The organism is Kitasatospora sp. NPDC056138 (genome assembly GCF_042264695.1).
GTDB lineage: Bacteria > Actinomycetota > Actinomycetes > Streptomycetales > Streptomycetaceae > Kitasatospora.
In genome coordinates this window covers 21,741-45,452 of sequence record NZ_JBHJVK010000041.1, presented here as the reverse complement: position 1 = coordinate 45,452, position 23,712 = coordinate 21,741, and the positions used below count along the sequence as shown (strand labels likewise).

The 23,712-nt window shown below is 70.0% G+C and carries 21 protein-coding genes; 16 read left to right on the top strand and 5 right to left on the bottom strand.

Annotation, left to right across the window (positions count from 1 at the left end):
• The first annotated feature begins 118 nt into the window (after window positions 1-118).
• Window positions 119-2,626, top strand: a complete 2,508-nt coding sequence (locus ACFC1R_RS23720) for a helix-turn-helix domain-containing protein (protein WP_375941693.1) — start codon at window positions 119-121, stop codon at window positions 2,624-2,626.
• A 372-nt stretch (window positions 2,627-2,998) separates the two neighbouring features.
• Here the strand turns inward: ACFC1R_RS23720 and ACFC1R_RS23715 are convergent, their stop codons facing one another.
• The 5 genes from ACFC1R_RS23715 to ACFC1R_RS23695 all read right to left on the bottom strand — a co-directional run bounded on the left by ACFC1R_RS23715 (window position 2,999) and on the right by ACFC1R_RS23695 (window position 8,348).
• The gene (locus ACFC1R_RS23715; RefSeq protein ID WP_375941691.1) at window positions 2,999-3,370 is read right to left on the bottom strand and encodes a hypothetical protein; all 372 of its coding nucleotides are present in this window, start codon (window positions 3,368-3,370) and stop codon (window positions 2,999-3,001) included.
• Between the two features lie 512 nt (window positions 3,371-3,882).
• Window positions 3,883-4,800, bottom strand: coding sequence for an RNA polymerase sigma-70 factor (locus tag ACFC1R_RS23710; RefSeq protein ID WP_375941690.1), 918 nt, complete (start codon window positions 4,798-4,800; stop codon window positions 3,883-3,885).
• Entirely contained in the window at window positions 4,797-5,990 is a 1,194-nt protein-coding gene (locus ACFC1R_RS23705) for an NAD(P)/FAD-dependent oxidoreductase (protein ID WP_375941688.1), read from the bottom strand. The genes ACFC1R_RS23710 and ACFC1R_RS23705 overlap by 4 nt, the downstream gene beginning before the upstream one ends.
• 600 nt (window positions 5,991-6,590) lie before the next feature.
• The gene (locus tag ACFC1R_RS23700; protein ID WP_375941686.1) at window positions 6,591-7,403 is read right to left on the bottom strand and encodes a hypothetical protein; all 813 of its coding nucleotides are present in this window, start codon (window positions 7,401-7,403) and stop codon (window positions 6,591-6,593) included.
• Between the two features lie 136 nt (window positions 7,404-7,539).
• A protein-coding gene (locus ACFC1R_RS23695) for an IS5 family transposase (protein ID WP_375941684.1) occupies window positions 7,540-8,348 on the bottom strand; the annotation gives its coding sequence in 2 pieces (ribosomal slippage) (window positions 7,540-8,012 and window positions 8,012-8,348; 810 coding nt in all).
• 459 nt (window positions 8,349-8,807) lie between these two features.
• Between ACFC1R_RS23695 and ACFC1R_RS23690 the strand changes: the two genes are divergently transcribed.
• The 15 genes from ACFC1R_RS23690 (at window position 8,808) to ACFC1R_RS23620 (ending at window position 23,507) form a co-directional block, all read left to right on the top strand.
• The gene (locus ACFC1R_RS23690) at window positions 8,808-9,947 is read left to right on the top strand and encodes a C40 family peptidase (protein ID WP_375941682.1); all 1,140 of its coding nucleotides are present in this window, start codon (window positions 8,808-8,810) and stop codon (window positions 9,945-9,947) included.
• Between the two features lie 71 nt (window positions 9,948-10,018).
• On the top strand, window positions 10,019-10,327 hold the full coding sequence (locus ACFC1R_RS23685; RefSeq protein WP_375941680.1) for a DUF6112 family protein: 309 nt from the start codon (window positions 10,019-10,021) through the stop codon (window positions 10,325-10,327).
• On the top strand, window positions 10,327-11,013 hold the full coding sequence (locus tag ACFC1R_RS23680; RefSeq protein ID WP_375941678.1) for a hypothetical protein: 687 nt from the start codon (window positions 10,327-10,329) through the stop codon (window positions 11,011-11,013). The genes ACFC1R_RS23685 and ACFC1R_RS23680 overlap by 1 nt, the downstream gene beginning before the upstream one ends.
• Before the next feature lie 28 nt (window positions 11,014-11,041).
• Window positions 11,042-12,541, top strand: a complete 1,500-nt coding sequence (locus tag ACFC1R_RS23675; RefSeq protein WP_375941676.1) for an ATP-binding protein — start codon at window positions 11,042-11,044, stop codon at window positions 12,539-12,541.
• A gap of 154 nt (window positions 12,542-12,695) precedes the next feature.
• Entirely contained in the window at window positions 12,696-14,165 is a 1,470-nt protein-coding gene (locus tag ACFC1R_RS23670) for an SCO6880 family protein (RefSeq protein WP_375941674.1), read from the top strand.
• Between the two features lie 37 nt (window positions 14,166-14,202).
• Window positions 14,203-14,655 (top strand): DUF6238 family protein, encoded by a 453-nt coding sequence (locus tag ACFC1R_RS23665; protein ID WP_375941672.1) that lies wholly within the window; start codon window positions 14,203-14,205, stop codon window positions 14,653-14,655.
• 30 nt (window positions 14,656-14,685) lie between these two features.
• Window positions 14,686-16,197, top strand: coding sequence for an ATP-binding protein (locus tag ACFC1R_RS23660; protein WP_375941671.1), 1,512 nt, complete (start codon window positions 14,686-14,688; stop codon window positions 16,195-16,197).
• 119 nt (window positions 16,198-16,316) lie between these two features.
• Window positions 16,317-17,021 carry a hypothetical protein gene (locus ACFC1R_RS23655; protein ID WP_375941669.1) on the top strand — a complete coding sequence of 235 codons (705 nt, stop codon included), beginning with the start codon at window positions 16,317-16,319 and terminating at the stop codon, window positions 17,019-17,021.
• 14 nt (window positions 17,022-17,035) lie between these two features.
• Entirely contained in the window at window positions 17,036-17,851 is an 816-nt protein-coding gene (locus ACFC1R_RS23650) for a hypothetical protein (protein WP_375941667.1), read from the top strand.
• 28 nt (window positions 17,852-17,879) lie between these two features.
• Window positions 17,880-18,377, top strand: coding sequence for a hypothetical protein (locus ACFC1R_RS23645; RefSeq protein ID WP_375941665.1), 498 nt, complete (start codon window positions 17,880-17,882; stop codon window positions 18,375-18,377).
• 145 nt (window positions 18,378-18,522) lie between these two features.
• On the top strand, window positions 18,523-20,310 hold the full coding sequence (locus tag ACFC1R_RS23640; protein WP_375941663.1) for a type IV secretory system conjugative DNA transfer family protein: 1,788 nt from the start codon (window positions 18,523-18,525) through the stop codon (window positions 20,308-20,310).
• Window positions 20,311-20,340: 30 nt separating this feature from the next.
• On the top strand, window positions 20,341-20,802 hold the full coding sequence (locus ACFC1R_RS23635) for a hypothetical protein (RefSeq protein WP_375941661.1): 462 nt from the start codon (window positions 20,341-20,343) through the stop codon (window positions 20,800-20,802).
• Window positions 20,799-21,956 carry a DnaB-like helicase N-terminal domain-containing protein gene (locus tag ACFC1R_RS23630; RefSeq protein WP_375941659.1) on the top strand — a complete coding sequence of 386 codons (1,158 nt, stop codon included), beginning with the start codon at window positions 20,799-20,801 and terminating at the stop codon, window positions 21,954-21,956. Before ACFC1R_RS23635 ends, ACFC1R_RS23630 begins: the two co-directional genes overlap by 4 nt.
• A gap of 432 nt (window positions 21,957-22,388) precedes the next feature.
• Window positions 22,389-22,586 (top strand): hypothetical protein, encoded by a 198-nt coding sequence (locus ACFC1R_RS23625; protein WP_375941657.1) that lies wholly within the window; start codon window positions 22,389-22,391, stop codon window positions 22,584-22,586.
• A 330-nt stretch (window positions 22,587-22,916) separates the two neighbouring features.
• Window positions 22,917-23,507, top strand: coding sequence for a DUF4913 domain-containing protein (locus tag ACFC1R_RS23620; RefSeq protein ID WP_375941655.1), 591 nt, complete (start codon window positions 22,917-22,919; stop codon window positions 23,505-23,507).
• Window positions 23,508-23,712 lie beyond the last annotated feature (205 nt).

Below are 23,712 nucleotides of genomic sequence, written 5' to 3'. Positions count from 1 at the left end.
CCTCGCCACTGATGGTGGAGTTCGTGCAGATCGGCGAACAGGTCAAGGAACCGGCCATCCATGTCCGGTCGGCTCGGTAAGCTCCGGCCGGTGACTTCGGCGAGTAGAGAGGCATCCAGTGACGAATCAGCTCGGCACGCTGTTACGTCGACTGCGGAAGCAGGCGGGGCTGACGCAGGAACAGGTGGCGGAACGGTCCGGGGTGAGCGTTCGTACCATCCGCCGGCTGGAGACCGGCAGGTCCACTGACTACCGGGTGGGAACGCTCAATTTGTTGGCGGACGCCCTCGATGCCGGGCTGGAGGATCGGCGGCTGCTGGCGGCCACGCTCGCGAGAGCGCAGGGGTCAACGTCCGCCGCGGCGCTTGAACCGGATCCCGGTTCGCCCGACCCGACCGCTGCTCGGCCCGACCCGACCGCTGCTCGGCCCGACCCGACTGCCGCTCCGCCCGGCCCGACCGCTGCTCCGCCTGTCCCTTCCGCCGCTGCCACGGTCCCGGGGCCGTTTCCGGTGCACGGCGCAATCGCGGACGCCGTGCAGGAGTTGGCGATCGAGATCAGGCGTCGCTGGCGGCGTGAGGAGGAGCAGCGCCGGGTCCATGATCCGTTTCCGCTGCCGGTGCGCTGGCAGCAGGCGCCCGTGCGTCTGACGGACCGTTCGGAGAACATCCAGCGCCTCGGACCGGGGGTGGTGCCGCGTCAGATGGACCTGAGCGGTGACCTGCGGAGTGTGGCGGAGGTCTACCGGCGGATCGAGTCCGGACGGCTGGTGGTTCTCGGCCGGGCCGGCTCGGGCAAATCGATCCTCACCATCAGGTTCGTCCTGGACTTCCTCGAAGCCTCGGCCGTTCCTGGCCGGGTGCCGGTCATCTTCAGTCTCGGCTCCTGGGATCCGACGACCACCGCGCTGCGGGACTGGCTGATCGATCGGCTGCTGCGGGACCACCCGCACCTGGCTCGCCGGAGCCCCGGCGGCTCGACCATGGCCTCCGCGCTGGTCGACGCCGACCTGATCCTCCCGGTCCTGGACGGATTCGACGAGATCGCGGAGGGCCTGCGACGCGCGGCACTTGAGGCACTCAACACCACCTCGCTGCCGCTCGTCCTCACCAGCCGACGTGACGAGTACGCCGAGGCCGTCAGCGCGGCGCGCGCACCGCTGGTCTGGGCGGCCGGCATCGAGCTCACCGACCTCACTGTCGACACCCTCATGACCTACTTGCCCCGAACCGCTCGCACGGTCGCGGACGGCGGCGAGGACGGCGACGGTGGGACCGGGGCGGTGTGGGACGAAGTCCTCGAAAAGCTGCGCACCCGGGAAACCCGGGCGAGCGCGAACCTCGCCGAGGTGCTGACCACCCCGCTGATGGTCACCCTGGCGCGCACCATGTACAGCGAGACGCCGGGCCGGGCCCCGGACGAACTGCTGGACGCCGAGCGATTCCCCACCACGAGGTCGCTGGAGGAGCACCTGCTGGCGGGCTTCGTACCGGCCGTCTACCGGCGCCGCGCCCCCGAGCAGGCCGGCGCCGGCCACCAGCGCCGACAGCGAGACTGGGACGCCGAGCGCGCCCAGCACTGGCTCGGCTTCCTCGCCCACCACCTGGTCCGGCTCGACCGCGAGCGGCAGGATCTCGCCTGGTGGCAGATCAGCGACTCACTGCCACGCCCCACCCGCATCCTGGCCGTCGTGCTGGCCACCACGCTGTGCGTCACCCTGGCCGACTGGCTCATCAGCCCGCTCATGACCCCGTACGGAATCGGCGAGGCCCTCCTGCAAGGGATCCTCATGGGGCCCGGCACCGGCCTCGCCTTCGGATCCGTGTACGCCATCGTGACCACCGTCGGCCGCCCGGCGGTCTTCGAACCGGCCCGCGTACGGCTGCGGCTGCCCGGCACCCACGACAACATCGGCCACCGCCCGAACCGAATACTCATCCGCCGCCTTGGGGACGGCCTCCTCGGCGGATTCGTCTCAGGCGTCGGATGCGCGTGCGCCCTCACCCTCGAACGCGCGCTGTACCCGGGACTCCCGCTCACCAACCCCACTGCGATCGAAGCAACCCTGATCAACATGCTGTGCTTCGGGCTGATCTTCGGCACGGCCTCCGGACTGGTCTTCGGACTCACGGCCGCACTCGAAGCCCCCGTGGACGTCACCTCCGCGGCCACCCCGCTCAGCCTGCTCTCCGCCAACCGCGCGACGGTGCACCGCCAGATCCTCGTCATGGCCCCGACGTTCACCCTCTCGATCGCGGGCGGCGGATTCCTGGTCGTCGACCTGCTCCAAGGCCCGCTCGGCCGGCTGAACTGGGGACTGTCCGACGCGCTGTTCATCGGCACGATCGCCGGGCTCGGCGGCGCAACCTCCTACGCCCTCGCCTTCACCGCCTGGGGACAGTGGATCGTACTGTCCCGCCTCTGGCTGCCGCTGACCGGCAAACTGCCCTGGAACACGGCCGCCTTCCTGGACGACGCCTACCACCGCGGAGTACTGCGCCAGACCGGCGCCGTGTACCAGTTCCGCCACATCCGCCTGCAACATCACCTCGGCCACACGTTCCGCCAGCAGCAGACCAACTACAGGCCGGCCAGATACCCCTCCGCACGGACCGGACCGCCATGACGGCAAGCACCTGACGGCCAACCGGACCCGCGAACCTGCAGGTCGTGACGGAGCCCACCGGCCGGCAGACCCGGCTGCTCCCGCGTCAGCTTCGCTCGGCCCGCAAGTCGCCCTGAACCCGGCCTCGGTGCACGCGTTGTTGTGCCGGCTCAGGTACGTCAGCTGGACGATGTCGGCCTGCCGGGCGAAGACCATCGAGTCCAGGTCACCGAACAGCGCGAAGCCCTGGCCCTGCAGCTTGTCGGCGCCGATCGTGAACGCATGCCGAAGACGGCGAGCTGGGCGGTGAGCGCCGAGGTGGTGCGACGTGCCGTGCCGGCTGACCGCGTGCCGTGCTCGCCCGACGCCTTGGTTCGGGGTGCTGCGCAGTGGCTATCTGCGGGCGGCACGGCAGCCGCTGTCGGCATACGCACCCAGGCCGAGCGAGCGTTCCAGTTCGTCGATGCGCTCGCGAACCGCCTCCGCGTTCCGGCCGGCGCACGGACGCGCCAGGGCCAGTCGCGCCACGATGTGCCTCAGCAGCAGCGCGGGGACGGCGGTCACCCACAGCAGCCCGCAGAACAGGGCGATCACCTCGATGTGCTGGCGCTCTTGCTGCTCGAACTCGCCCACCGCTCGCTCGTTGCCCCGGCCGGGTGCGGCGCTGGCGAGATAGCCGGATCTGCCACGTTCGAAGACAGCGCGGGCCGTCACCACCGCCCCGAGTCCGTACCCGCCGAACACGCCCAGCCACAGCAACAGCACTGCGCCTCCCTGATCGGTAGCCGCTTTCCTGGCACCGCAGCCGTATGCCCCAGCGGCGCAGCCCGTAACAGACCACCCGTCAGCCCTGAATGCGACAACCATCCGGAGCGTGGCGGTAGTCCTGCCCCTTGGGCGGCACGCGCTGTTCGTATGGTGCCAGGCTTGGAAGCCACCCCATTCGCCTCGAAGGCGGCGTGTCGCGCAATCCTCGGCCCACGCCGCGCGAGCCCGCCCTGGCCAGCTGGACGCGTGCCCGGCACGGGGGCATGACACGGCGCAACTGGGGCTTCCGAGCAGCGAATCATCCCATCGTCTGAGGAACCCGGCGATGCTCGCTCTCGTCCTGGTACTGCTGCTCGCTCTTCTCCTGTTCGGCTTCGGATTCGCCATCAAGGTGGATCACGACGGCCACAGCCTGCCGCATCCGCTTCCCCCTGGGCCCGACCCGTGCCGGGGCAGCGCGGCCGGGCGTTCACGGGGATTCCGGCGGGCGTCGATTTCGATCGGGCGGCTCAGGAGAGTTCGTACCGAGTGCCGTCGGCGACGGCGTGGAGCTTGTCGGGGTTGGCCACGTTGTGGATGGTCGAGATGCGGCCTTCCCGGTCGAAGTCGAAGGTCAGCGTGGCGACCACGCGGTCCGGGCCGCGGAAGACCACGCCCGGGCCGCCGTTGATCCAGGTGAGCTCTGCCCGCATCTGCCCGGGCTCGATGCCCTGGTAGGTCACGGTGCCGAGCGCGGCGAACCAACGGGCCACGGTCTCCAGGCCGATGACCGGCTTGAGGGCCTGGCGGACCTTGCCGCCGCCGTCGGTCCACAGCGTCACGTCCGGGGAGAGCAACTCCATGAGGGTGTTGATGTCGCCGCCCGTCGCCGCCGCGAAGAAACGTTCGGTGACGTCGCGTTGGCGGGCGCGGTCCGCGGTGAAACGAGGCCGGCGGGCCTGGACGTGCTCCCGGGCGCGGTGCGCGGCCTGCCGGACCGCCGGCTCCGAGCGGTCCACCGCGTCCGCGATCTCCGCGTAGCTGAAGGCGAAGACCTCCTTCAGCACGAAGACCGCGCGCTCCACGGGGCTCAGCGTCTCCAGGACGACCAGCAGGGCCATGGAGACCGAGTCCGCCGTGGCGACGCCGTCGGCGGTGTCCGGGCCCGTGAGGATCGGCTCGGGCAGCCAGGGCCCGACGTAGGTCTCGCGCTGGTGGCGGGTCGAACGGAGCCGCTCCACCGCCAGGTTGGAGACGATCCGGGTCAGGTAGGCCTTGGGGTCGGCGACCTGGGAACGGTCAGCCGCCGACCACTTGAGCCAGGCGTCCTGGACCACGTCCTCGGCGTCGGCGGCAGTGCCGAGGATGCGGTAGGCGACGGAGAAGAGCAGGGTGCGGTACTGCTGGAAGGCGAGCTGGTCGGGGTTGGCCTGTTGCGGCTGGGTCACTTGGCGCTCCTGATCCGGGTGTAGCGGCCGCCGTGCGGCCAGAACGCGCCCGAGGCGGGCATCTTCTTCATGCGGGCGAAGGTCGGCCACGGTGCGGCGGTGACCGTCTCCTTGTACCTCGCGGCCCGCTTGCCGGTCAGCACGAGCCGGCGCGGGCTGTCGTCGGGACGGGTGAACTGCACGACGGCGTCGTTCCGGCCCAGGCTGACGGGTGTGTGGTAGTAGCCGAAGCGAAAGGGCTTGGGCGCCTTGCCGGCCAGCACCCGCAGGATCGAGAGGGCCGCGTGCACGCCGGTGGGCATGCCGCTCTGGCAGGTCCCGTGCATCACGCCGTAGCCCTGACGGATCGCCGCCGCGTCGCCCACGGCGTAGACATCCGGGTGGGAGACCGAGCGCAGCGCGCTGTCGGTGACCACCCGGCCGCGTTCGTCGACGGTCAGGCCCGCGGCGGCGGCCAGCGGCGAGACGCGGGTGCCGCTGGTCCACAACACCGCGGCCGCCGGGATGCTGGAGCCGTCCGCGAGCTCGACGCCGTCCGGCAGCACCTTGACCACCTCGGCGCCACTGCTCACCCGCACGCCGAGCCGGCCGAGCGCCGCGTCCAGGTAGGCCTTGGCCCTCGGGTGCATGCTCGCGCCCGGCTCCCCCCGACCCAGCAACACCACCTGGAGCTCTGGGTGCTGCTCGGCGATCTCCGCGGCGGCCTCGACACCGGTGAGGCCGCTGCCGCCGACCACGACTGTCCCCCCGTCGAGCCGGGTCAGCCGGTCGGCAAGGACGGCGGCGTCCTCCGGGCTGTTGAGGGTGTAGGCGTGGTCGTCCACGCCGGGGACAACGCCGGTGTCCGCGATGCTGCCCAGGCCGTAGACCAGGGTGTCGTAGCGCAGGACCCGGTCGTCGTCGATCCGGACGGTCTTCGCCTCGGCATCCACGGCGGTGACCCAGCCGCGGACGAAGGCGGCGCCGGTGCCGTCCAGCAGCTCCGGGATGTTCATCTCGGCCGTTTCCTGGCCGGTGGCGGTCATGTGCAGTCGGAGCCGCTCGGTGAAGGTGTCGTACGGGTTGACCAGTGTCACTCGCAGGTCACCGCGCTTCCTGGTGCGGGCCGCGAGCTGGATCGCGGCGGAGAGCCCGGCGTAGCCGGCGCCCAGGATCAGGACCTCGTGCTGCTGCGCTGCTGTCGCGTTCATCGCTCTGCTGTCTCTTTCGTGTCGGTCGTTCCCGCCGTGCGGACGACCACCAGACGCAAGCTGCCCTTCCGTTCGTGACATGGGGCCGATATGACCCGCATCACATCGCGACGAGAGACCGGGCGCGCGCGCCATCAGCACCCCGAGCGCCGCGACGCGCAGCATTCAATCATGATCGACTTTCTCTGCAACGAAACTGACGGAACAACAGGATCCGCAGGTCAGCGGCAAGGCTTGACGCTTCCACGCCGCCCGCGGGCACGACCACCCCTACACCACCCCCGACCAGCGGCACTTCGCCCTCACCACTTGATCGCGAGCCTGACTCGAAACGAACCGGACCCGGATCACCGATCCTCAGCACCTCAGCACCTCAGCACCTCAGCGGCGGGGCCCACGACCGGCTCCGGAGTCAGCCCCCGAAGGTCTTCCGGAGCCGACCACTTGGGGCCGCCCGTCCGCCGAAGCCATCGCCGAGAGCAGTGGCCGGACCCTTGGAGGGTCAGCGGCATCCGGGCGTCTCGCTCGGAGCTCGTAACACGGTCTTGTGGGTGTGGCCTGGTCGGCCACCGCACCAGACACCGCTGAGGGTCGATGTGGTCAGGCCTCCACCGTGACGTGGACGGGCGTCATGTCGGCGCGGTACTGGACGGCCGGCCAGTAGCCGTCCATGAAGTAGCGGCTCCCGGGCTCACCGAAGTGGACTTCGAAGTCTCCCGAGCGGTAGACGACCAGCGTGTTCGGCGTCATGACCTCGGGGAAGCGGGCCTTCTCCTCCTCGGTCTCGTCACCCTCCGCGAACGTGGTCCAGATGAACTCCGTGCCGTCCCGGCGGATGCGTTCGAAGTCGGCCACCAATCGTCGGGCATGGGGCAGCAGTTCGGCGATCTTCTCCGGGCCGGCGCAGTCGAACCACATCTCCAGCTGCTGCCCCGCGGCCGTCACCGAGCTCTCGGCGATCCGGCCCTCTGCCCGGAGCTCGCCCAGCGCCGGGTCGGTGTCCACGTGGAGGAGGCGAGGCGACGGCAGGCCGTCCGGGAGCAGGTTGGTAGCCAGAAAGGCTTCCTCGACGTGCTCCTCGTACCGAGGGTTGTACTTCTCGGCGATCACCTTGTAGTAGGCGCTGAACTGCCGTGGCGTGCCGGTCACGGACCGCCCGTCGGCGCTGGTCAGGGTGAAGCGCTCGCTGTCGTGACCGATGTGGCACACCTGGAACGACCTGGGCAGCGGAACGAACGTGGTGCTGCCGGGAAGGGCGACTGTTGCCGTCTGCGCTCCGTCGGCGGTGGTCCGGACCACGAACACGCTCGACAGGCCGGGAGCGACGCACACGAGACCGCCCGGTCCGACGATGCGTCTCAGTTCCTCCGCGTCGCCGTTCAGTGCCGATGCGATGATCCGACTGTTGGGCATGGCACACCTCCCCCGATCCGCTCCGACAGAACGGGGCAACGGTACTCTCGTGCCGATCTTCGACCGACAGGGCGCTGACTCCTGGCGGATCTGAAACCCGGCCGGATCGAACCGTCACACAGAACTCGTCATACGATCACGCGGCCTGCTCGTTCGGACGTCGCCAGCAGATGAGTCCACATGCGAGTGAGACGAAGGCGTTGTGGAGGTCGAGGAGTCGTTCCCACCGGACGGCGAGGCGCTTGAACTGGTGGAGCTGGGCGAAGGTCTGCTCCACGACGTAGCGGAACTCGCCGAGACCGATGATGTCTCGGACGCCCTTGCAGGAGATGATCGGCAGGATGCGACGTTTCCGCAGTTCGCAGCGGTTGAGGTTGCTGTCGTAGCCCTTGTCACCGAGGAGGGCGTCAGGCCGTTTGCGTGGGTGGCCGACGCGGCCGGCGACGGGTGGGATGCCGTCGACCAGGGCGAGTGTCTGGGTGACGCCATCGACGTTGGCAGCGGTGGTGACCACGCGGAAGGGGATGCCGCCATCGCTGATCAGGGGGTGTTTGCTGCCGGTCTTGCGGCGGTCTACCGGCGAGGGGCCGGTCGTCTCGCCTCTTTTTTCGCGCGCACGTGTGAGGCGTCCACACGGGCGCGCGTCCAGTCGATCTGCCCGGCCGCGTTCAACTCGGCCAGGAGTATGCGGTGTAGGGCCTCGAGCACCCCGGCCTCCTGCCATGGACCCAGACGGCGACAGCAGGTCTGTCCAGAGCCGAAGCCCAGCTCGATGAGCAGCTGCTGCCAGGTGGTCCCGGTGTACAGGACGAACAGGATGCCCTGCAGACAGCGCCGGTCGTCCACCGGACGCGGTCCCGGCGACCGCCCCGAGCGACGCCTGCGCGGTCGGCCCCTCAGAGCGGGGATGCGGCGAACGGTAACCGTGATTTCCGGTCGCACCAAATGAGCAGCCTGCCCGGTTGGAGATCGATTACTGGGTCGCTTGGTTCGACCGGAATCTCCGCCTAGTGTCTCGCCGTGTCACCGATGCGGGAACTTTGCCCCCACTCTTGGCTAGCCGTGCTGATCTGCGGTCGCGTCCAATCGCGCGGCTTCATATCCGAATTCGCTTCCTGATCTACCGTGAGGATCTCCGTGTACCGCCTGAGATTACGAGTGCGGCTGACTGCCGCGCGCTATCTGAAACCGGTGTCGGGGAGCTACCAACTTCTCTGACCCCGGGCCACCTTCGAAGGCGGATTCACAACGGCGCGGTGCCGGCGGCTTTTCGACGAGGAGCCTGCACCGCGCCTCCTACGACAAGCGAGGAGCCGCTGCGATGCAGCATGCCCTGATTTACCTGCTGTCGGATTCAACCCCTCGTGCCCTCAACGCTCTTCAGCGTGGCGCACGGCGGCTGCGATGAGGAGGACCGCGGGAGCTGTCGTAGGTCTCGCCGCCGCACCACTGCTGCTTGCCGTTCCGATCGTCTTGGTGGCTGCTGGTAACGCGTCCGCTGCCTGCTCTACCAGTGGTGCGCAGGTTTTGGATACGGCGGCGGTGGCCTCTCAGGTGAAGGCCATCTTGGATGGTGGCGACGGGTTCAGCGTGGTCTCCGTCCCGGGTCTGGATAGCCCTGCGGAACAGATACCGAACGCCAAGGCGATCCAGGCGACCGGTGTTGCGATGCACATCCCGGTCCGGGGGCAGGTCGTCGCGCTGGCGACCGCTCTGCAGGAGAGCGGGCTGCGGATCCTCACCTACGGCGACCGCGACAGCCTGGGCTTGTTCCAGCAGCGGCCGTCGCAGGGCTGGGGAACTGCGGAGCAGGTCCTCGACCCGGTGCACGCTTCCACGGAGTTCTACTCGGCGCTTCAGCAGGTGTCGGGCTGGGAGTCGATGACCGTCACTCAGGCCGCCCAAACGGTGCAGCGCTCCGGTTTTCCGGATGCCTACGCCAAGTGGGAACCCCTGGCGACCGCGTTGCAGAAGGCGATCGCGCCGCTGCTGGCGAAGGCTGGCGAACCGTCATCGTCCGGCCCTGTTGGGGGTGGCAGCAGTCCTGGGCCGAGTCCGTCGGGTGGCGGGTGTACAACCGGCGGTGACGGCAGCGGTTTCGGGACCATCCCCGCCGGGGTGTTGCCGGCCGGCTACGCAATTCCAGTCGATGCGCCGCCGCAGGTGCACACGGCAATCCGGTGGGCGCTCGGGCAGCTCGGCACGCCGTACCAGTGGGGTGGCGAGTGCAGTGCTCCGCACGGGCCCGATCCGATGGGCCGGTGCGACTGCAGCAGCCTGATGCAGGCGTCCTACCGGGCGGGTGGGGTCGCGCTCACGCGGACCACGTACACGCAGGTCAAGGAGGGCCAGCCAGTCTCGGTGGATGCCCTCAGGGCCGGTGATCTGCTGTTCGTCGAGGGCACGGCCGAAGTCCCTGAGCACGTTGGGATGTTCATCGGATCGGGGCTGATCGTGCAGGCGCCGCACACCGGTGACGTGGTCAAGATCTCGACCCTGGCCAGTTGGAAATCGCAGATTCTCGCGGCCCGCCGAGTCGTCTGACCGGCGCCCTCCCCCCTCTCGCTCTTTCCAGGCCCGCTTTTGCGTGCCAAAATTCGAACTGGAGTTGCATAGTGATTCTGACCGACAAGGTCGTACAGCTCGCCTATGACCCGGGGATCTCCCCCAACGAGGGCGGCTTGCCAGGCCTCGCCGTGCTCAAGCAGGTGATGGGCTCCCTCAATCTGTTCGGGATCATCGCGGTTGTGGGAGCGCTCGCGGTGAGCGCGGGCGTGTGGGCCTGGGGCCACCACTCGGGCGGTCACCAGGCCGAGGCCAACGGCAAGAAGGGTGTCCTGGTCAGCTCGGGCGCCGCCCTGCTGTTGGGCGCGGCGAATGGCGTGGTGGCGTTCTTCAGCACGCTGGGGACCCAGGTCCACTGATGCCTCACCGTTCCACGAACCCCGGCGGCGCATCCCCCGTGCGCCGCCGGGCGCTGCTCGGCACCGCTGTTCTTGCCACTCTCATCGCCCTCGCCGGCCTGTTCGCCTACCTCACCCGGGACGACAGGACCTCCGCCAAGAGCGCTGCCCGGCCTGGAAGTTCGGCGTCAGCCCCGGTACCCGTCCTCGGCTCGGCGTCGCCGTCGGCTTCCGGTGGCCAGGGTGCACTGCCGCATCCGCCGGCCACGCGCGATCCGATCGCGTTCGGCAAGGCGGCAGCCGCCACGCTGTGGTCGTACGACACCCGCGCGTACTCCCAGCCGGAGCTGCTGGCCGCGCTGCACACGTGGCTGACCGGCGAGGAAAAGTACGCCGATACCACCTCGGTCAACAGCCAGGTCCCCTCGCCGGTGCTGTGGGGGCGGATGGCCGACAACGGCCAGTTCGCGACCGCTGTCGTGAACGAGGCTCACTTCCCGGACTCGTTCACCAAGGCCCTCCAGGCCGATCCCGGGGCGATCGCCCAGGCCTACATCTACGCCGTCACGGTCTCCGGCAAGCAGTCCATTGCCTGGAACGGCTCGCCCGCCGGTGGTGCCGAGGACCGGACGACGACGCTCGCGGTCCAGTGCCGCCCGTCCCGGAACTGCGCTCTCGTCGGCGTCCTGCCGGCCGTCGCGCCCTGACCACGACCCCTTGAAAGGAGGTATCCCCATGGGAGTCTGCGACTACCCCCTGATGAACCAGGTCTGCAACGTCGTCGACGGCGTCAACTTCGTGAGCGACCCCGGCAAGTCCGTCACGGACGGCATCGGCGCGTGGATCGCCAAGTCGATGGGTGAGCTGGCGTCGAGCGCCGCGGACCTCGCCTCGAAAGCGGTCGACGCGACGACCGGTATCGACCTGAACGCCGGATGGTTCCGGGACAACTACCAACTCCTGCTCCCGATCGGCCTCGCGCTGACCGTCGGGACGTTCTGTCTGCAACTCATACTCGCCGCCTGGCGCAGGGACGAGAGGGCACTCGCCCAGGCGGCGTGGGGCACGATGACCGGCGTCCTGTTCAGCTTCAGCGCCATCAGCTTCACCACCGTGGCGATCACCGTGGTCGACGCGCTGTCCGCCGGACTGTTCCAAGCCGCTAACACGAGCGTGGACGACGCGGTCCGGCGGATCGTGAAGGTCTCGGAGCTCGGTGCGATGTACCAACTCGGCTGGGCCATCCCCACCCTGGTCGCCATCGGCTGTGCGATCGGCGCGTTCATGTACTGGGGCGTGATGATCGCCCGCAAGGTCGGCGTCCTGGTCCTCGTCACTCTCGCGGTGTTCGCCGGGGCCGGCGGCGGCTGGGAGGTCGCCAAGCGCTGGCGGCGCGGCTGGATCGAGGCCACCGCCACCCTCGTCGTCAGCAAGCTCCTGATGACCGTGGTGTTCCTCATCGGCGTCAGCGCCATGGGCAAGTCGGACGCCAAGGACGGCATGGGCGCCCTGTCTGATGCCCTGGCGGGCATCGTCGTGATGGTCCTGGTGCTGCTGTGCCCGTACGCCACCTACAAGTTCGTCCGCTGGGCGACCGACGGCGGAGGCCACGACGACCTGCACCGCACTGGAGTCGCCGGTATGGCGGTCGCCGCAGGCGCCGCGAAGACCGCGGGCAGCCTCGCGATGCAGTCGGGTGGCGGCGGCCCGGCACCGCAGGGTCCCGGCCAGGTCCCGGGCATGGGCAAGGACGGCGTCGCGTCCGGGATCGACCCCTCCGGCGGTGGCCGGTTCAGCAAGGAGGGCATCGACGCCGGTGCGCCGCAGCCGCAGACCAAGTTCCGGTTCGGCGAGAACTCGAACGCTGCCGGTGACAAGGGCCGGGCCTTGGTCCAGCGCCCCGGCATCCCGCCACTGATCACCCGCCCGGCCCAGGCCGCTGCCGAGGGCGGTTCCGCGCCCAGTGCCATGCCCACCGACAACGGCCCTGCCGGCCAGTCCGTCCCGGCGGCCCCTTCCCTGGGGGATTCCCTCGCCGCCGCAGGCACGGTCTCCCATGCCGGACCGGCACCCAGCGGTTCGCCGATCTCCGGACCGGCTCTGGTAGTTGCGGCAGACGGACTCGACACCGACCGCCCGGCTACCCCACCGTCGATCAATGGGCCGTCCTCGACCGGCTCGCCGACACCGGCGCGCTGGGCCTTCCCGAACCAGCCGCCCGCCTCGGGCACCTGACCACCACCCTTCCCCGGGCGGGCTGCGGCCATGGCCTCAGCCCGCCCGATCCCCCACCGCACCTCCGCCCGTCGAACAGGAGTCTCGTCATGAAGTCCAGAAGAGCGCCGTGTCCCCCGCCCCTCCTCGCCCGCTCGCACCACCTGGATACCCGATGTCTGACACCACCGAGGCCCCAGCCCCGGCCACCGTGAAGTTCCCGCACCGAAGCCGACGCGGCATCCTCCTCGGCCTGGCCGCTCCACAGCTGATCGCCTCCGCCGTCACCGGCCTGCTCCTGCTCGGCGTCGTCCTCGCCTGCGGCGTGGTCGGCGCGCTCGAACTCACACCGCTCTGGGCCGCCATCGCCCTCTTCGTCTTCGTCCGCTACCGAGGCCGCTCGCTGGCCGACTGGGCGCCGATCGTCACCAGGTACTCGCTGCGACGCATGCGGGGTCAGGTGATCTGGCTCGCCCGCCCCTCGTGCCGACCGGTCCGCGAGGGCCTGCTGCACCTGCCCGGCACCGCCGCCAGCCTGCGCGTGGTCACCGCCCCCGACCGCCGGCACGGAGCCGTCCACGACCCGCACGCAGGCACCCTGACCGCCGTCGTCAAGGTCTCCAGCCGCGCCTACGCCCTGCTGGACCCAGCCAACCAGAACGCCAAAGTCGCCGGGTGGGGACGCGCCCTTGCCGCACTCGCCCGCACCGGCCACATTGCCCGGATCCAGGTGATCGAGCGCACGGTGCCGGACAGCGGTGACGCGCTTCGCCGCTACTGGGAGGATCACGGAAAATCCGACGCACCGCTCGCGGGCCAGATCTACAGTGAGCTGATCCAGAGCGCCGGCCCCGCCGCCGCCCCGCACGAGGCGTACGTCGCCGTCGCCCTCGACACCCGGGCCACCAAGCGGCTGATCAAGCAGGCTGGCGGCGGCCTGACGGGCAGTTTCAGCGTCCTCGCCCAGCTCACCGCGACCTTCGACCAGGCCGCCCGGACCGCCGGGCTCAACCCGACCGGCTGGCTGTCCGCCACCGAGATCGCGGCCGTCGTCCGCACCGCCTACGACCCCAAGGCCCTTGCCGCACTCGACCGCTGGTCCGCCACCGGCCGGCCCGAGGCCGACCCGGCTGCTGCCGGTCCGGTGGTCGTGGTCGAGAAGGCCGACCACATCGCCACTGACTCTGCCTTCCACACCACGTACTGGGTCGAGAACTGGCCCAGGACCGAGACAGGCGCGGGCTTCCTGCACCAGCTCCTCTTCACGGCCGGGGTCCGCCGAACCCTCAGCCTCTCCTACGAGCCGAAGGGCCTGGACGCCGCGCTGCGCGATGTCCAGCGCAAGAAGGCGTCGGTGATCGCGGATGCGGCCGAGCGTGCCCGACGGGGCCAAGTCGACGCCGAGACTGACTCGATCGAGTACCAGGACATCAAGACCCGCGAGCGCCAGTTGATCGCCGGGCACGCCGACGTCGCTCTGACCGGCCTGCTGACCGTCTCGGCTGACTCGGAGGACGAACTGCGTTCCGCCTGCGCGGTCGTGGAGACCGCAGCGGTGGCTGCCCAGCTTGATCTGCGCCCGCTCACCTGGCAGCAGGCCGACGCCTTCACCGCCGCCGCCATGCCGCTCGCCCTCGCCGCCTGAGCCGGCCCTGTCCCTTACTGCCGAAAGAGCCACCGTCATGCCGCACGCCGCCACCCCCACCGCGCAGGACTTCGTGCCGTACGCGACCGCCGCGCTCGACTTCCATCTCGCACTGAACGTGCCGGGCGGGCCGCTCGTCGCCAGCCGCGCCGAACTGGACTCCCTGCACGCCCACCTCATCTCCCTGCACGGCCTGCTCGACTCACACGCCCACCGGACCGCGCCACTGATCGAGATCGAGGGCGACCACCTCAAAGCCGCACGTACCCGCCTGTGGCAGGCCGCCGACCACGTCCACGCCGCCTACCACGCAGCACCCCGACCGGGCAGCGGCGGAGTGCCCAGTCGGGAAGCGTGCCAGACCCGGCTTCCCGAGGGTGCCCCGGAGCTGACGATCTGTCAACGTCATCAGCGCGCCGCCCGTATCGTGCGTAGCCGAACCACTGCGGCCGACCTGCACCACCCGTTCACCGGCCTCATCCGCCACTGAATCCCACCCTTCCCGACCGGAGACACCGCCATGCCCAGGACCCGCGCCAGCGCCAGCCCGCTGTTCGTCCCCCGCAAGACCAGCCGCGCCCAACAGCGCACCGCCCGAGCCGAGTTCGCCGAGGCTAGCCGCCAGGCCCGCCTCGCCGAGACTCCGTCCGAACACGGTGAACAGGACGACTTCGACCTGGAACTGCGCGCGACCTACCCACCGTCCGGGCGGCCCGGCCCGGACTCCGGGCGCGGCGGCAAACTCCACCTGCCCAAGCATCGGATGACCACCGCCACCGCGTCCGGCGCCTACCCCTTCCTCGCGGAAGGCGGCCTGGGTGCGGATGGGATCTTCGTCGGCCGAGACGTGCACGCGGAGGCGGCGTTCTGCTACGACCCGTTCTCCCTCTACAGCAGCGGCCGGATCGAGGGCTTCACGAACCCGAACGTGGTGCTGGCCGGGATCATCGGCATGGGCAAGTCAGCCCTGGCCAAGTCCCTTGCCAGCAGGGCGATCGCCCACGGATACCGGACCTACATCCCGTGCGACCCGAAGGGCGAGTGGACGGCCGTCGCGCAGGCACTCAGCGGCTACACCATCGCCCTCGGCCCAGGCCTTCCGGGCAGGCTGAACCCGCTTGATGCTCCGGCGCGGCCCACCTCGGTGAGCGCGGACGACTGGGCGAGCGAGGTCCGCAAGCGCCGCCTCCTGCTCCTGGCCGGCCTCGCGCGCACAGTGCTGAAGCGGGACCTGTACCCGATGGAGCACACCGCCCTCGACCTCGCCCTGGACCTGGTGGTCACCGACGCCGAGGTGCGCGGCAGTGTGCCGCTGCTCGGCGAAATCGCCCAGGCCCTCGGCTCCCCGGAGCGCCTCGACGCAGCCCTCGGCGACCAGGCAGGGCGCATGGGGCCGGCCTCCGAGGATCTCGCCCACGCGCTGCGCCGCCTGGTGCACGGCGACCTCAGCGGGATGTTCGACGCACCGTCCACGGTCGCCTTCGATCCCACAGCGCCGATGCTGTCGATCGACCTCTCCCGGCTCGGCGGCGCGGGCGACGACACAGCGCTCGTGTTGGCGATGACCTGCGCGAGCGCCTGGATGGAGTCCGCACTCTCCGACCCGCACGGTGGCCGACGCTGGGTGATCTACGACGAGGCATGGCGGGTGATGCGCCACGTCGGCCTACTGGAGCGCATGCAGAGCCAGTGGAAGCTGTCCCGAGGACTCGGCATCGCCAACCTGATGGTGATCCACCGGCTCAGCGATCTCCTCTCGGCCGGTAACGCGGGCTCGCGCGGGCGCGTCCTCGCCGAGGGCCTTCTCGCCGACTGTTCCACCCGGATCATCTACCGCCAGGAACCCGATCAGCTCGCCGCCGCCGCGTCCCTGCTCGGCCTGACCGGTGTCGAGACCCAGGCCGTGGCCGCCCTCACCAAGGGCAGGGGACTGTGGAAGGTCGCGGGCAGGAGCTTCATCACGCAGCACATCCTCCACCCAGCCGAGCGCTCTCTGTTCGACACGGATGCCCGCATGGTCCTGGCCGCTTGAACGGCGGCCGGTGGTCTACCACCGATTCCCGGCACCGCCAAACAGCGTTTCCTGCCGATCCTCGTCATCACCGCCCGGCTCGGCAGCCCGCTGCCTGCCCATCACCGAAGGAGCCAGCCATGCTGCCCTCTCCTGCTCTGCGCATCGTCAACGAACCCGGCGCCGGGGTGATCGCCGAAGGCAGTTGGGACGAACTGTCCGGTGCTCTCCTGCACCGGGCCGGGTTCCTGCCCGTCTCCACGATCCGGTCGTCCTGGTGGCGCGTGCCCCATGACCTCGAACCGGCCGAGGAAAACGAGATCGCCACCCACGCCTACGAGATGCTCACCGCTGCCCGCTACGAGGTCTCCATCGCACCCGAGCTGCGGTTCCGGCCGAGCACCGCGGCACGCGAAATCAAGTCCCTGGCCTCCGAGATCAGGCGTTCCGACAGCCCCGAGGCCGTCACCGAACTGCTGGCCGTGCTGTCCGACCCGGACCACGGCGTTCTTCCCGGGCTGTCGAACCTGCTGACCGACGCCGCCACCTGGGCCGACCGCCAGCCGCCCGGCGAGGTCCCGATCTCCGTCGTCGCGCCGCTGTCCAGGGCAGCGGGCGCGCTCGACCTCGCCCAGAGCGATCTCGCCGAAGCCGAGCGGGATCTCTCGCTTCCTCCGGCAGCGGCCCGTGCCGGGAGGAGCGCGCCGGTGGCATCGAGCGGCGAACCAATGGTCGCGGCCGCGCGAGCCCGCTCGACAGCAGCTGATGGTCCGGCCACCGGCGCTCCCCAGCCAGCGCCGACCACCGCTCCGGTCGTCAACCGGCCAACCGGCCGCAGCCGCTGATCACCAGGCCACTGATGAAGACCGCCATGTCCACCGCCTGCAGAACCTGCTCGCCCAGCCGCACCCTCCTCCCCCACCACACCAGGAACCTCGCCTTGGACACCACCGACATTGCCATAGGCCGCCATCCCAAACACGGAATCGTCGCCACCAACCCCCGCGACCTGCCCGCCAGCCAATGGATGCTCGAACGCCTCGGCTTCCAGCCCGTCCCCGACCACCCTCAGCTGTACACCCTTGCCAACCAGACTGCCTTCGGCCGGGAGCGGGCCGCACAGGCCGTTGGGACGCTGCGCTCCGCCGGATATACCGTCGCCACCGACGCCGAGTTCGAACCCGACGCGCCGATCCGGCCCCGACCCCGGCACCACCTCGCCGAGCCGGACATCACCTTCGCCGAGCACCCCCAGCTCGGCGTCATCGCCGCCACCGCCGACACCGCCCACGCTGCGGTCCGCGGGGTCCAGATGCTCGAACAGCACGGATGGCGGCACAACGCCCAACTCGACCTCTACACCATGCCGATCACCATCCATCGCAGTGAGGCCCTCGGCAGGGTCGCCCAGGCCACCATGGTCATGCAGCGCACCGATCTGCTGGTCGCCGTAGAGCCTCGCCTTGCCCAGGACGTGGCGACCCGTCAGGCTTCCGCCCCGGCAACGAACGCCCGCCAAGGCTTGAGTACCGGCAGGGTTCCGGTCAGCGCCGCCGCGCTCGCAGCCAGCCCGGCCGTGGCCGGCCTGCCCGGTAAGACGGCCGTCCCGGTGCCCGCCGCCGCCTCGACATCCCGGCCCGTCGATCCCCGCATCGCGACGGTCCGCAGCCACTGACCCCCAACTCGACTAAGGAGCAAGGACCATGGCTGTAATGAAGGTCTGGACGATCGAGCACCCCTGCGGGCACGAGGTCGAGCGCGACCTGTCCGACCGTCCCGCAGACCGCCGCGCCGGCTTCGCCGAATGGCTCGCGAAGCAGGAGTGCACCGACTGCTGGAAGGCCGCCCGAAACGACAGCGCGGAGGACAAGACCACCTGGCTGGCGGCCAAGCGTGCTGAGGAACAGGCCGAATCCGAAGCCTGGTCCGAGCAGTACCTGATGCCGCCACTGGAAGGTACCGGCCGCACCGTCGCCTGGGGCGTGCGCTGCCGCCACCAGATCCTCTCCGTCGCCCACACCGCGCTCGTCCTCGAAGGCGACACGGACGAGGCGGCCTGGGAGCAGATCGAGGACGCGGCCCGGACGATCACCCGGGCCGGATGGTGGATCGACCAGCGCTCATCCGAGCCCGATGACCTCGCCGAACTGCTGGAAGCCGCAACCGACCGCGACCGCCCCACCGAGAACCCGTTCGTCTGACCCGACCACCGGTGACGGTGCCCCAGGGCACCGTCACCACACCCGAACGAAGACCATCCCACCAGAAGGAGCTTCCGCGATGACCTCCAGAAGAGCACCGCGCGCCCCGCCCCACCGTTGCCCTCCGCCTCTTCCTGGACCCTTCATGCCCACCCCTCGCACCAGCGCGCCCTCAACCACCAGCGGCAGCGACGCCCTCCTCTACGTGCTCTTCACAGCCGTCGGCGCCGCCATCGGCTTCGGCACCCTCGTCTGGTTGATCGGCAACACCACCAACAGCCTGGTCGGCACCGGACCGTGGGCCCCGTTCAAGCCCGCCGACGCCCTCCTCCACCCCGGCACACTCTGGCCGCACCTGACACCCCTCGCGCTGCTCATCGGTACACGGATTACTCCCGGCCTGCTCACCCTCGCCGCCACCGCTGCTGTCCTCATCGTCTGGCTGCGGCTGCGTGGTGGCTCCAGGAACGGGCTCGCCCACAAGCAGGACCTCGCCCCGCTTGTGGAACCGGAGATCGCGGCCAAGGCGAAGAGTCTCCGGCCTAGCCTGTCCGACCTCAAGCCCAAGGAAATAGCCCCGGCCGATCGCGGCATCCTCCTCGGCGCTCTCTCGCCCGGCAGGGCCGACGTCCGCTCCTCTTGGGAGGACGTCCTCGTCGCGATCATGGCACCCCGGTCGGGCAAGACGTCCGGCCTGGCGATCCCCGCCATCCTCGCCGCCCCCGGACCGGTCCTGCTCACCTCCAACAAAGCGGCAGGCGATGCCTTCACCGCCACGGTCGACGCCCGCGCGAAGGTCGGCACGATCTGGACGCTCGACCCGCAGCAGATAGCCCATCACCCTCGCCAGATGTGGTGGGACATCCTCGAGGACGCCCGCGACCTCGCCGGTGCCAAGCGCCTGGCCGGGCACTTCGTCGCCGCCAGTGTGGACGAGTCCAACGGCTCCGACTTCTGGTCGACGGCCGCCTCGAACACGCTCGGCGCGCTGTTCCTGGCCGCTGCCAGTTCCAAGCGCCCGATCACGGACGTGCTCGCCTGGCTTTCCTCCCCGGCCGACCGCACCCCGGTCGACCTCCTCACCGACGCTGGCCACCACGCGGTCGCCGCCCAGCTCCAGGGCACCGTCTCCGGCGCGACCGAGACCAGGGACGGCATCTTCGAGACCGCCCGGCAGTACGCGAGTTGCCTGCTCGACCAGGAGATCGCGACCTGGGTCACCCCGGCCAAGGACGTCCCGGAGTTCAAGCCCACCGACTTCGCCACCTCCCGCGACACCCTGTACCTGCTCAGCAAGGACGGCGGCGGCTCGGCCTCGGCGATCATTGCCGCCGCAGCCGACGCGGTGATGCGCGCGGCCGTCATAGTCGCCGAACGCTCCGGCGGCCGACTCGACCCGCCTGCTCTCTGCGTCCTCGACGAGGCCGCCAACGTCTGCCGCATCTCGGACCTCCCGGACCTCTATAGCCACCTCGGCAGCCGGGGCGTCATCCCCATGACGATCCTTCAGAGCTACCGTCAGGGACAGCGCTGCTGGGGCGAGGCAGGCATGGACGCCCTCTGGTCCGCCGCCACTGCCAAAATCATCGGATCGGGCATCGACGACGCCGACTTCGCCGACCGCCTCTCCCGCATGATCGGCGACCACGACGTACAGACCACCTCCGTCTCCACCAGCGACAGCGGCAAGTCCACCTCCGTGAGCATGCGCACCGAGCGGATCCTGCCACCCGACGCCATCCGCGCACTCCCCAAGGGCCGGGCCCTGCTGTTCGCCACCGGCCTGCGCGCCGCGATGCTCGACCTGCGCCCCTGGTACAAGGAGCCCTCCGCCAAGGAGATCGGGGCCGCCTCCGCCCGCGCGACGAAGGCCATCACCGACCGCGCCATCGCCAAGTCCACCTCCTACAAAGACTTCGGGCTGTCGGCATGAGCGATCTGCACCTGGTCCCGGTCCCCTCCCGTGGCACTCGCGAGTTCGTCCGCACGCGGAGAGGGGCCGATCAGCCAGGTCACCGCGCAGAACGGTGCGGCCGCCGCGGCGACCTCTTCGACGCCACCGGATGCCGAGTTGGAGGCCTACGAGCCGGACCGTTGCTCGACCTGGTCCTGCCGCTCCGCCGCGCCCATCACCGGCGAATACAACCCGCATGAACTCCCTTCTCCTTCGGTCTCTTTCAGGAGCTTCCTCGTGTCTTCTCCCGTTCCACCTCCTGTTTCTGGCTATGGTCCACTGGCCGGTTCCCCGGTCATCCGGCGCGACGACCAGTGGTGGCTGGTCATCGGCAGCGGGGCAATCCTGGCCACCGACCCGACGTTCACCGGCGAACTGGACCGGTTCGCAGCAGCGATGGCCGCCGCCGACCAGGCGGTCGCCGACCTTCCCACTGACCAGTACGACCCCGATGGCCAGAGGCGCGGATGAGCCCACTCCTGCAGGCCGAGCAGGCGGTGCTCGGCGGCATCCTGATCGACCCTGGCCAGCTCGACCGCCTGTCCTGGCTCACCCCGGACGACTTCTTCCGCCCCGTCCACCAGGCGCTGTTCGCCGCGATGCGCAAGCTCCAGGCCGACCAGCATCCCGCGTTCGCGGCGGATGGGCAGGAGGTGCCGCTCACCTGGGTGACCGACACCGTCGCCGAGGCCGGCCGAAACGTCCGTGGCCTGACCGCCTCCTACGCCCACACCCTGGTCGCGGCTTGCCCACGCCCCGGGAACACCCCGGTGTACGGGCGCATGGTTTTGGAAGGCGCGATCCACCGCGCCGTGACCCAGCACGCCATCCGCCTCCACCAGGCCGCCCGCGCGGACGCCCTCCAAGACGGGATAGAAGGCGCTCTGCACCAGGCCGACATCCTGGCCGATGTCCTTGCCGACCTCGCCCGCCGCTGGGGTACCGAACCCAGGCCAACCGCCCCCGCCACCACCCTGCCACCGGCCGGCACACATCAACCGATCGGTGCCGACCAGGCGGCGGACGAGGAGTTCCTGCTGTGCGTGTTGGTGAACCAGCCTGGCGCCGTCGACGAGGTGGTCGACTGGCTTCGGCCTGCCGACTTCGCCGACCACGGGCACGGCCACCTATACCGCTGCCTGGGCGCGCTGCACCACCGGGGTGAGCCGATCGACCAGCTGACCGCGCTCTGGGAAGCCCAGCGACGAAGGCTGCTGACGGACGGCACGCTCACGGTGGACCGGCTGCGCCAGATCTGCGGCGGGCTGGGCGCCGGTTCCGCCGAGTACCTCGGCGAACGGGTCATACGCTCCTCCATCATCCGCGCTGCCGCCACTTCGGCCCGCACGATCCGGGAGTTGGCCAGCGACGAGGCGCTGGCCCCCGGCCGCCTCATCAACCACGCGCTGCACGCCCTCGGCCCGCTCGACGAGGTCAGGACCCGCTGGCAACGCGCCACCGCGTCACAGGCCAAGACCCCTCCGCCGAATCCGCCCACCAGGACGAAGCGTGCCGACGCCGCGCTCGCCCGCAGCCAGCCCCGGCTTCCGACTCCACTCGCCCCGGCCCTCCCCGACTCCACCTGGACACCCGCCGCCCGACCGCCGCTGAGGAGCCACTCGTGAACACCACCGCCGCGCTCCACCGCAGACCACGACTGCGCCCGCTGCCTCGCCCACCACACCCGAGGAGTCTGCATGACCACGTTCTCCTACCCGTTTGCCTGCACGCGCCGGCCATCGAATTCGACGCCCAGCGCAACAAGTTGCCCATCCCCACCCACCGGGCCAAGACCTTGACCAGTCTGCCGCGTCCAACCGGCTCACCGAACTCGGCGACCTGGTCGAGCGCCTGAGCAAAGAGGTCTCCCTGCGAGCCAGCGACAAGCCATCGCCCGAGAAGCGGGCCGCGATCGCGGCACTCACCGCTGCAGCTGTGCCCACCGGTCAGGCCATCACCGCCTTCGACGAGATCCACAAGCAACTCGCCTACCTCCAGCGCCTCTCTGACACGCCCGAGACCAGCCGAGCACCGTCCGATCGCACATCGGCGACCAGGTGGAAGCCACCAGGCACTACCTTCGCCAGGCCGCCGACGGCCTGCAGACAGCAGTGCAGAACACCAGTCCACTGCCCAACCGGCTCCGTGTCGCGCACGGCCGCAGCAGCATCGCCGGGCTCTCGCTCACTCAGCGCCTGGCCGAAACCTCCACCTCCGCTCCGTCCCCGGCGACCAGGCCGGCTCGGGGCCTCTGATGCCGGGCAGCGGGCCGCTGATCGGGAGCTTGTGCTCGGGATACGGCGGCCCGGACCTGGGCGTCCAGGCTGCCCTCAGGGGCCGACTGGCGCGCCGAGACAAGCCCCGACGCCTCCAGGGTCCTGGCCCAACACTGACCCACCATGCCGAATCCGGGCGACATCGAAGCGGTCAACTGGGCTGATATTCCAGGAGTTTGCATGACTCGATGAGAACCACCGCGCCCGGCAGCCAACACCCTGCGTCAGAGGCCATCTCGGCTTGGTCAGCGTCTGCGGCGATCCGCCCCCGCTGTCCCCCCCGCTCTCCTCCAGGAAGAGGTCACCTTCATGTCCAAAGCTGTCCAGGATCCCTCCGCGGACCCGATCCGCATACCCGACGAGGACCTCCACGACCTCGCCTCCGCGCTCGCCCGGACCATCGCCGAAGTCCGCCAGCACGGTGTCCTCCTCGACCACCTCACCTCCGAAGAAGCCGCCATCTCCACAACCCGGGCGGCCGACGATACCCCGCCCGCCGTCGCCGCCGAACCGGAGAAGCCGACCTCGGTATTCATCCTCGCCCTGACCGCCGAGGCGTACGACGCCGAACTCGCCGCTCTGCGCTTCTGGGTCGACCACCTCCTCCTGCCTGTCTACGGCCGCGAGATCAGCACCGCCCGTCCCTGGTGCTATGAGTGGGACAAGCACCTCGAAGCCGTCGCCCGCCTGCACGGCCTGTGGCTCGCGTGGCAACAAATGACCGACGCCGAGGCTGGACTCTCTGGTCCCTCCACCTGGCACCGCGACCACCTCGCCCCGGCCCTGCTCGAACTCCGCGCCCCCGACGGCCCATTCGCCGCCTGCACTACCAACTCGACCCGGCCCAACCACCGCGTCCTGGCCACCCCAGCACACACCGAGTTCCAACTCGCCACGTGACGGCCCACCACGACCCCGCAGCCCCGCAGCCCCGCAGACCCAGCGGAACCGAAGACCGCCCCTGCCGACCGCCAGCTGGCGCCAGTATGTGCTGGAACTGCCCTGAATCCCACCTGGCTCGAAACCCATCCCTACAGGGGAGGTTCAGACTCCCGCCGCTCTGGGTGGATCCCCAGTTACCCCTGGAGGGAGTCACGGTCGGTCA

Excerpts from the sequence above, each read along its gene's own strand:
- ACFC1R_RS23705 (WP_375941688.1), bottom strand. The coding sequence starts at position 5,990 with ATGAACGCGACAGCAGCGCAGCAGCACGAGGTCCTGATCCTGGGCGCC.
- ACFC1R_RS23700 (WP_375941686.1), bottom strand. The coding sequence starts at position 7,403 with ATGCCCAACAGTCGGATCATCGCATCGGCACTGAACGGCGACGCGGAG.
- ACFC1R_RS23690 (WP_375941682.1), top strand. The coding sequence starts at position 8,808 with ATGAGGAGGACCGCGGGAGCTGTCGTAGGTCTCGCCGCCGCACCACTG.
- ACFC1R_RS23680 (WP_375941678.1), top strand. The coding sequence starts at position 10,327 with ATGCCTCACCGTTCCACGAACCCCGGCGGCGCATCCCCCGTGCGCCGC.
- ACFC1R_RS23675 (WP_375941676.1), top strand. The coding sequence starts at position 11,042 with ATGGGAGTCTGCGACTACCCCCTGATGAACCAGGTCTGCAACGTCGTC.
- ACFC1R_RS23670 (WP_375941674.1), top strand. The coding sequence starts at position 12,696 with ATGTCTGACACCACCGAGGCCCCAGCCCCGGCCACCGTGAAGTTCCCG.
- ACFC1R_RS23665 (WP_375941672.1), top strand. The coding sequence starts at position 14,203 with ATGCCGCACGCCGCCACCCCCACCGCGCAGGACTTCGTGCCGTACGCG.
- ACFC1R_RS23660 (WP_375941671.1), top strand. The coding sequence starts at position 14,686 with ATGCCCAGGACCCGCGCCAGCGCCAGCCCGCTGTTCGTCCCCCGCAAG.
- ACFC1R_RS23655 (WP_375941669.1), top strand. The coding sequence starts at position 16,317 with ATGCTGCCCTCTCCTGCTCTGCGCATCGTCAACGAACCCGGCGCCGGG.
- ACFC1R_RS23650 (WP_375941667.1), top strand. The coding sequence starts at position 17,036 with ATGAAGACCGCCATGTCCACCGCCTGCAGAACCTGCTCGCCCAGCCGC.
- ACFC1R_RS23645 (WP_375941665.1), top strand. The coding sequence starts at position 17,880 with ATGGCTGTAATGAAGGTCTGGACGATCGAGCACCCCTGCGGGCACGAG.
- ACFC1R_RS23640 (WP_375941663.1), top strand. The coding sequence starts at position 18,523 with ATGCCCACCCCTCGCACCAGCGCGCCCTCAACCACCAGCGGCAGCGAC.
- ACFC1R_RS23630 (WP_375941659.1), top strand. The coding sequence starts at position 20,799 with ATGAGCCCACTCCTGCAGGCCGAGCAGGCGGTGCTCGGCGGCATCCTG.
- ACFC1R_RS23620 (WP_375941655.1), top strand. The coding sequence starts at position 22,917 with ATGTCCAAAGCTGTCCAGGATCCCTCCGCGGACCCGATCCGCATACCC.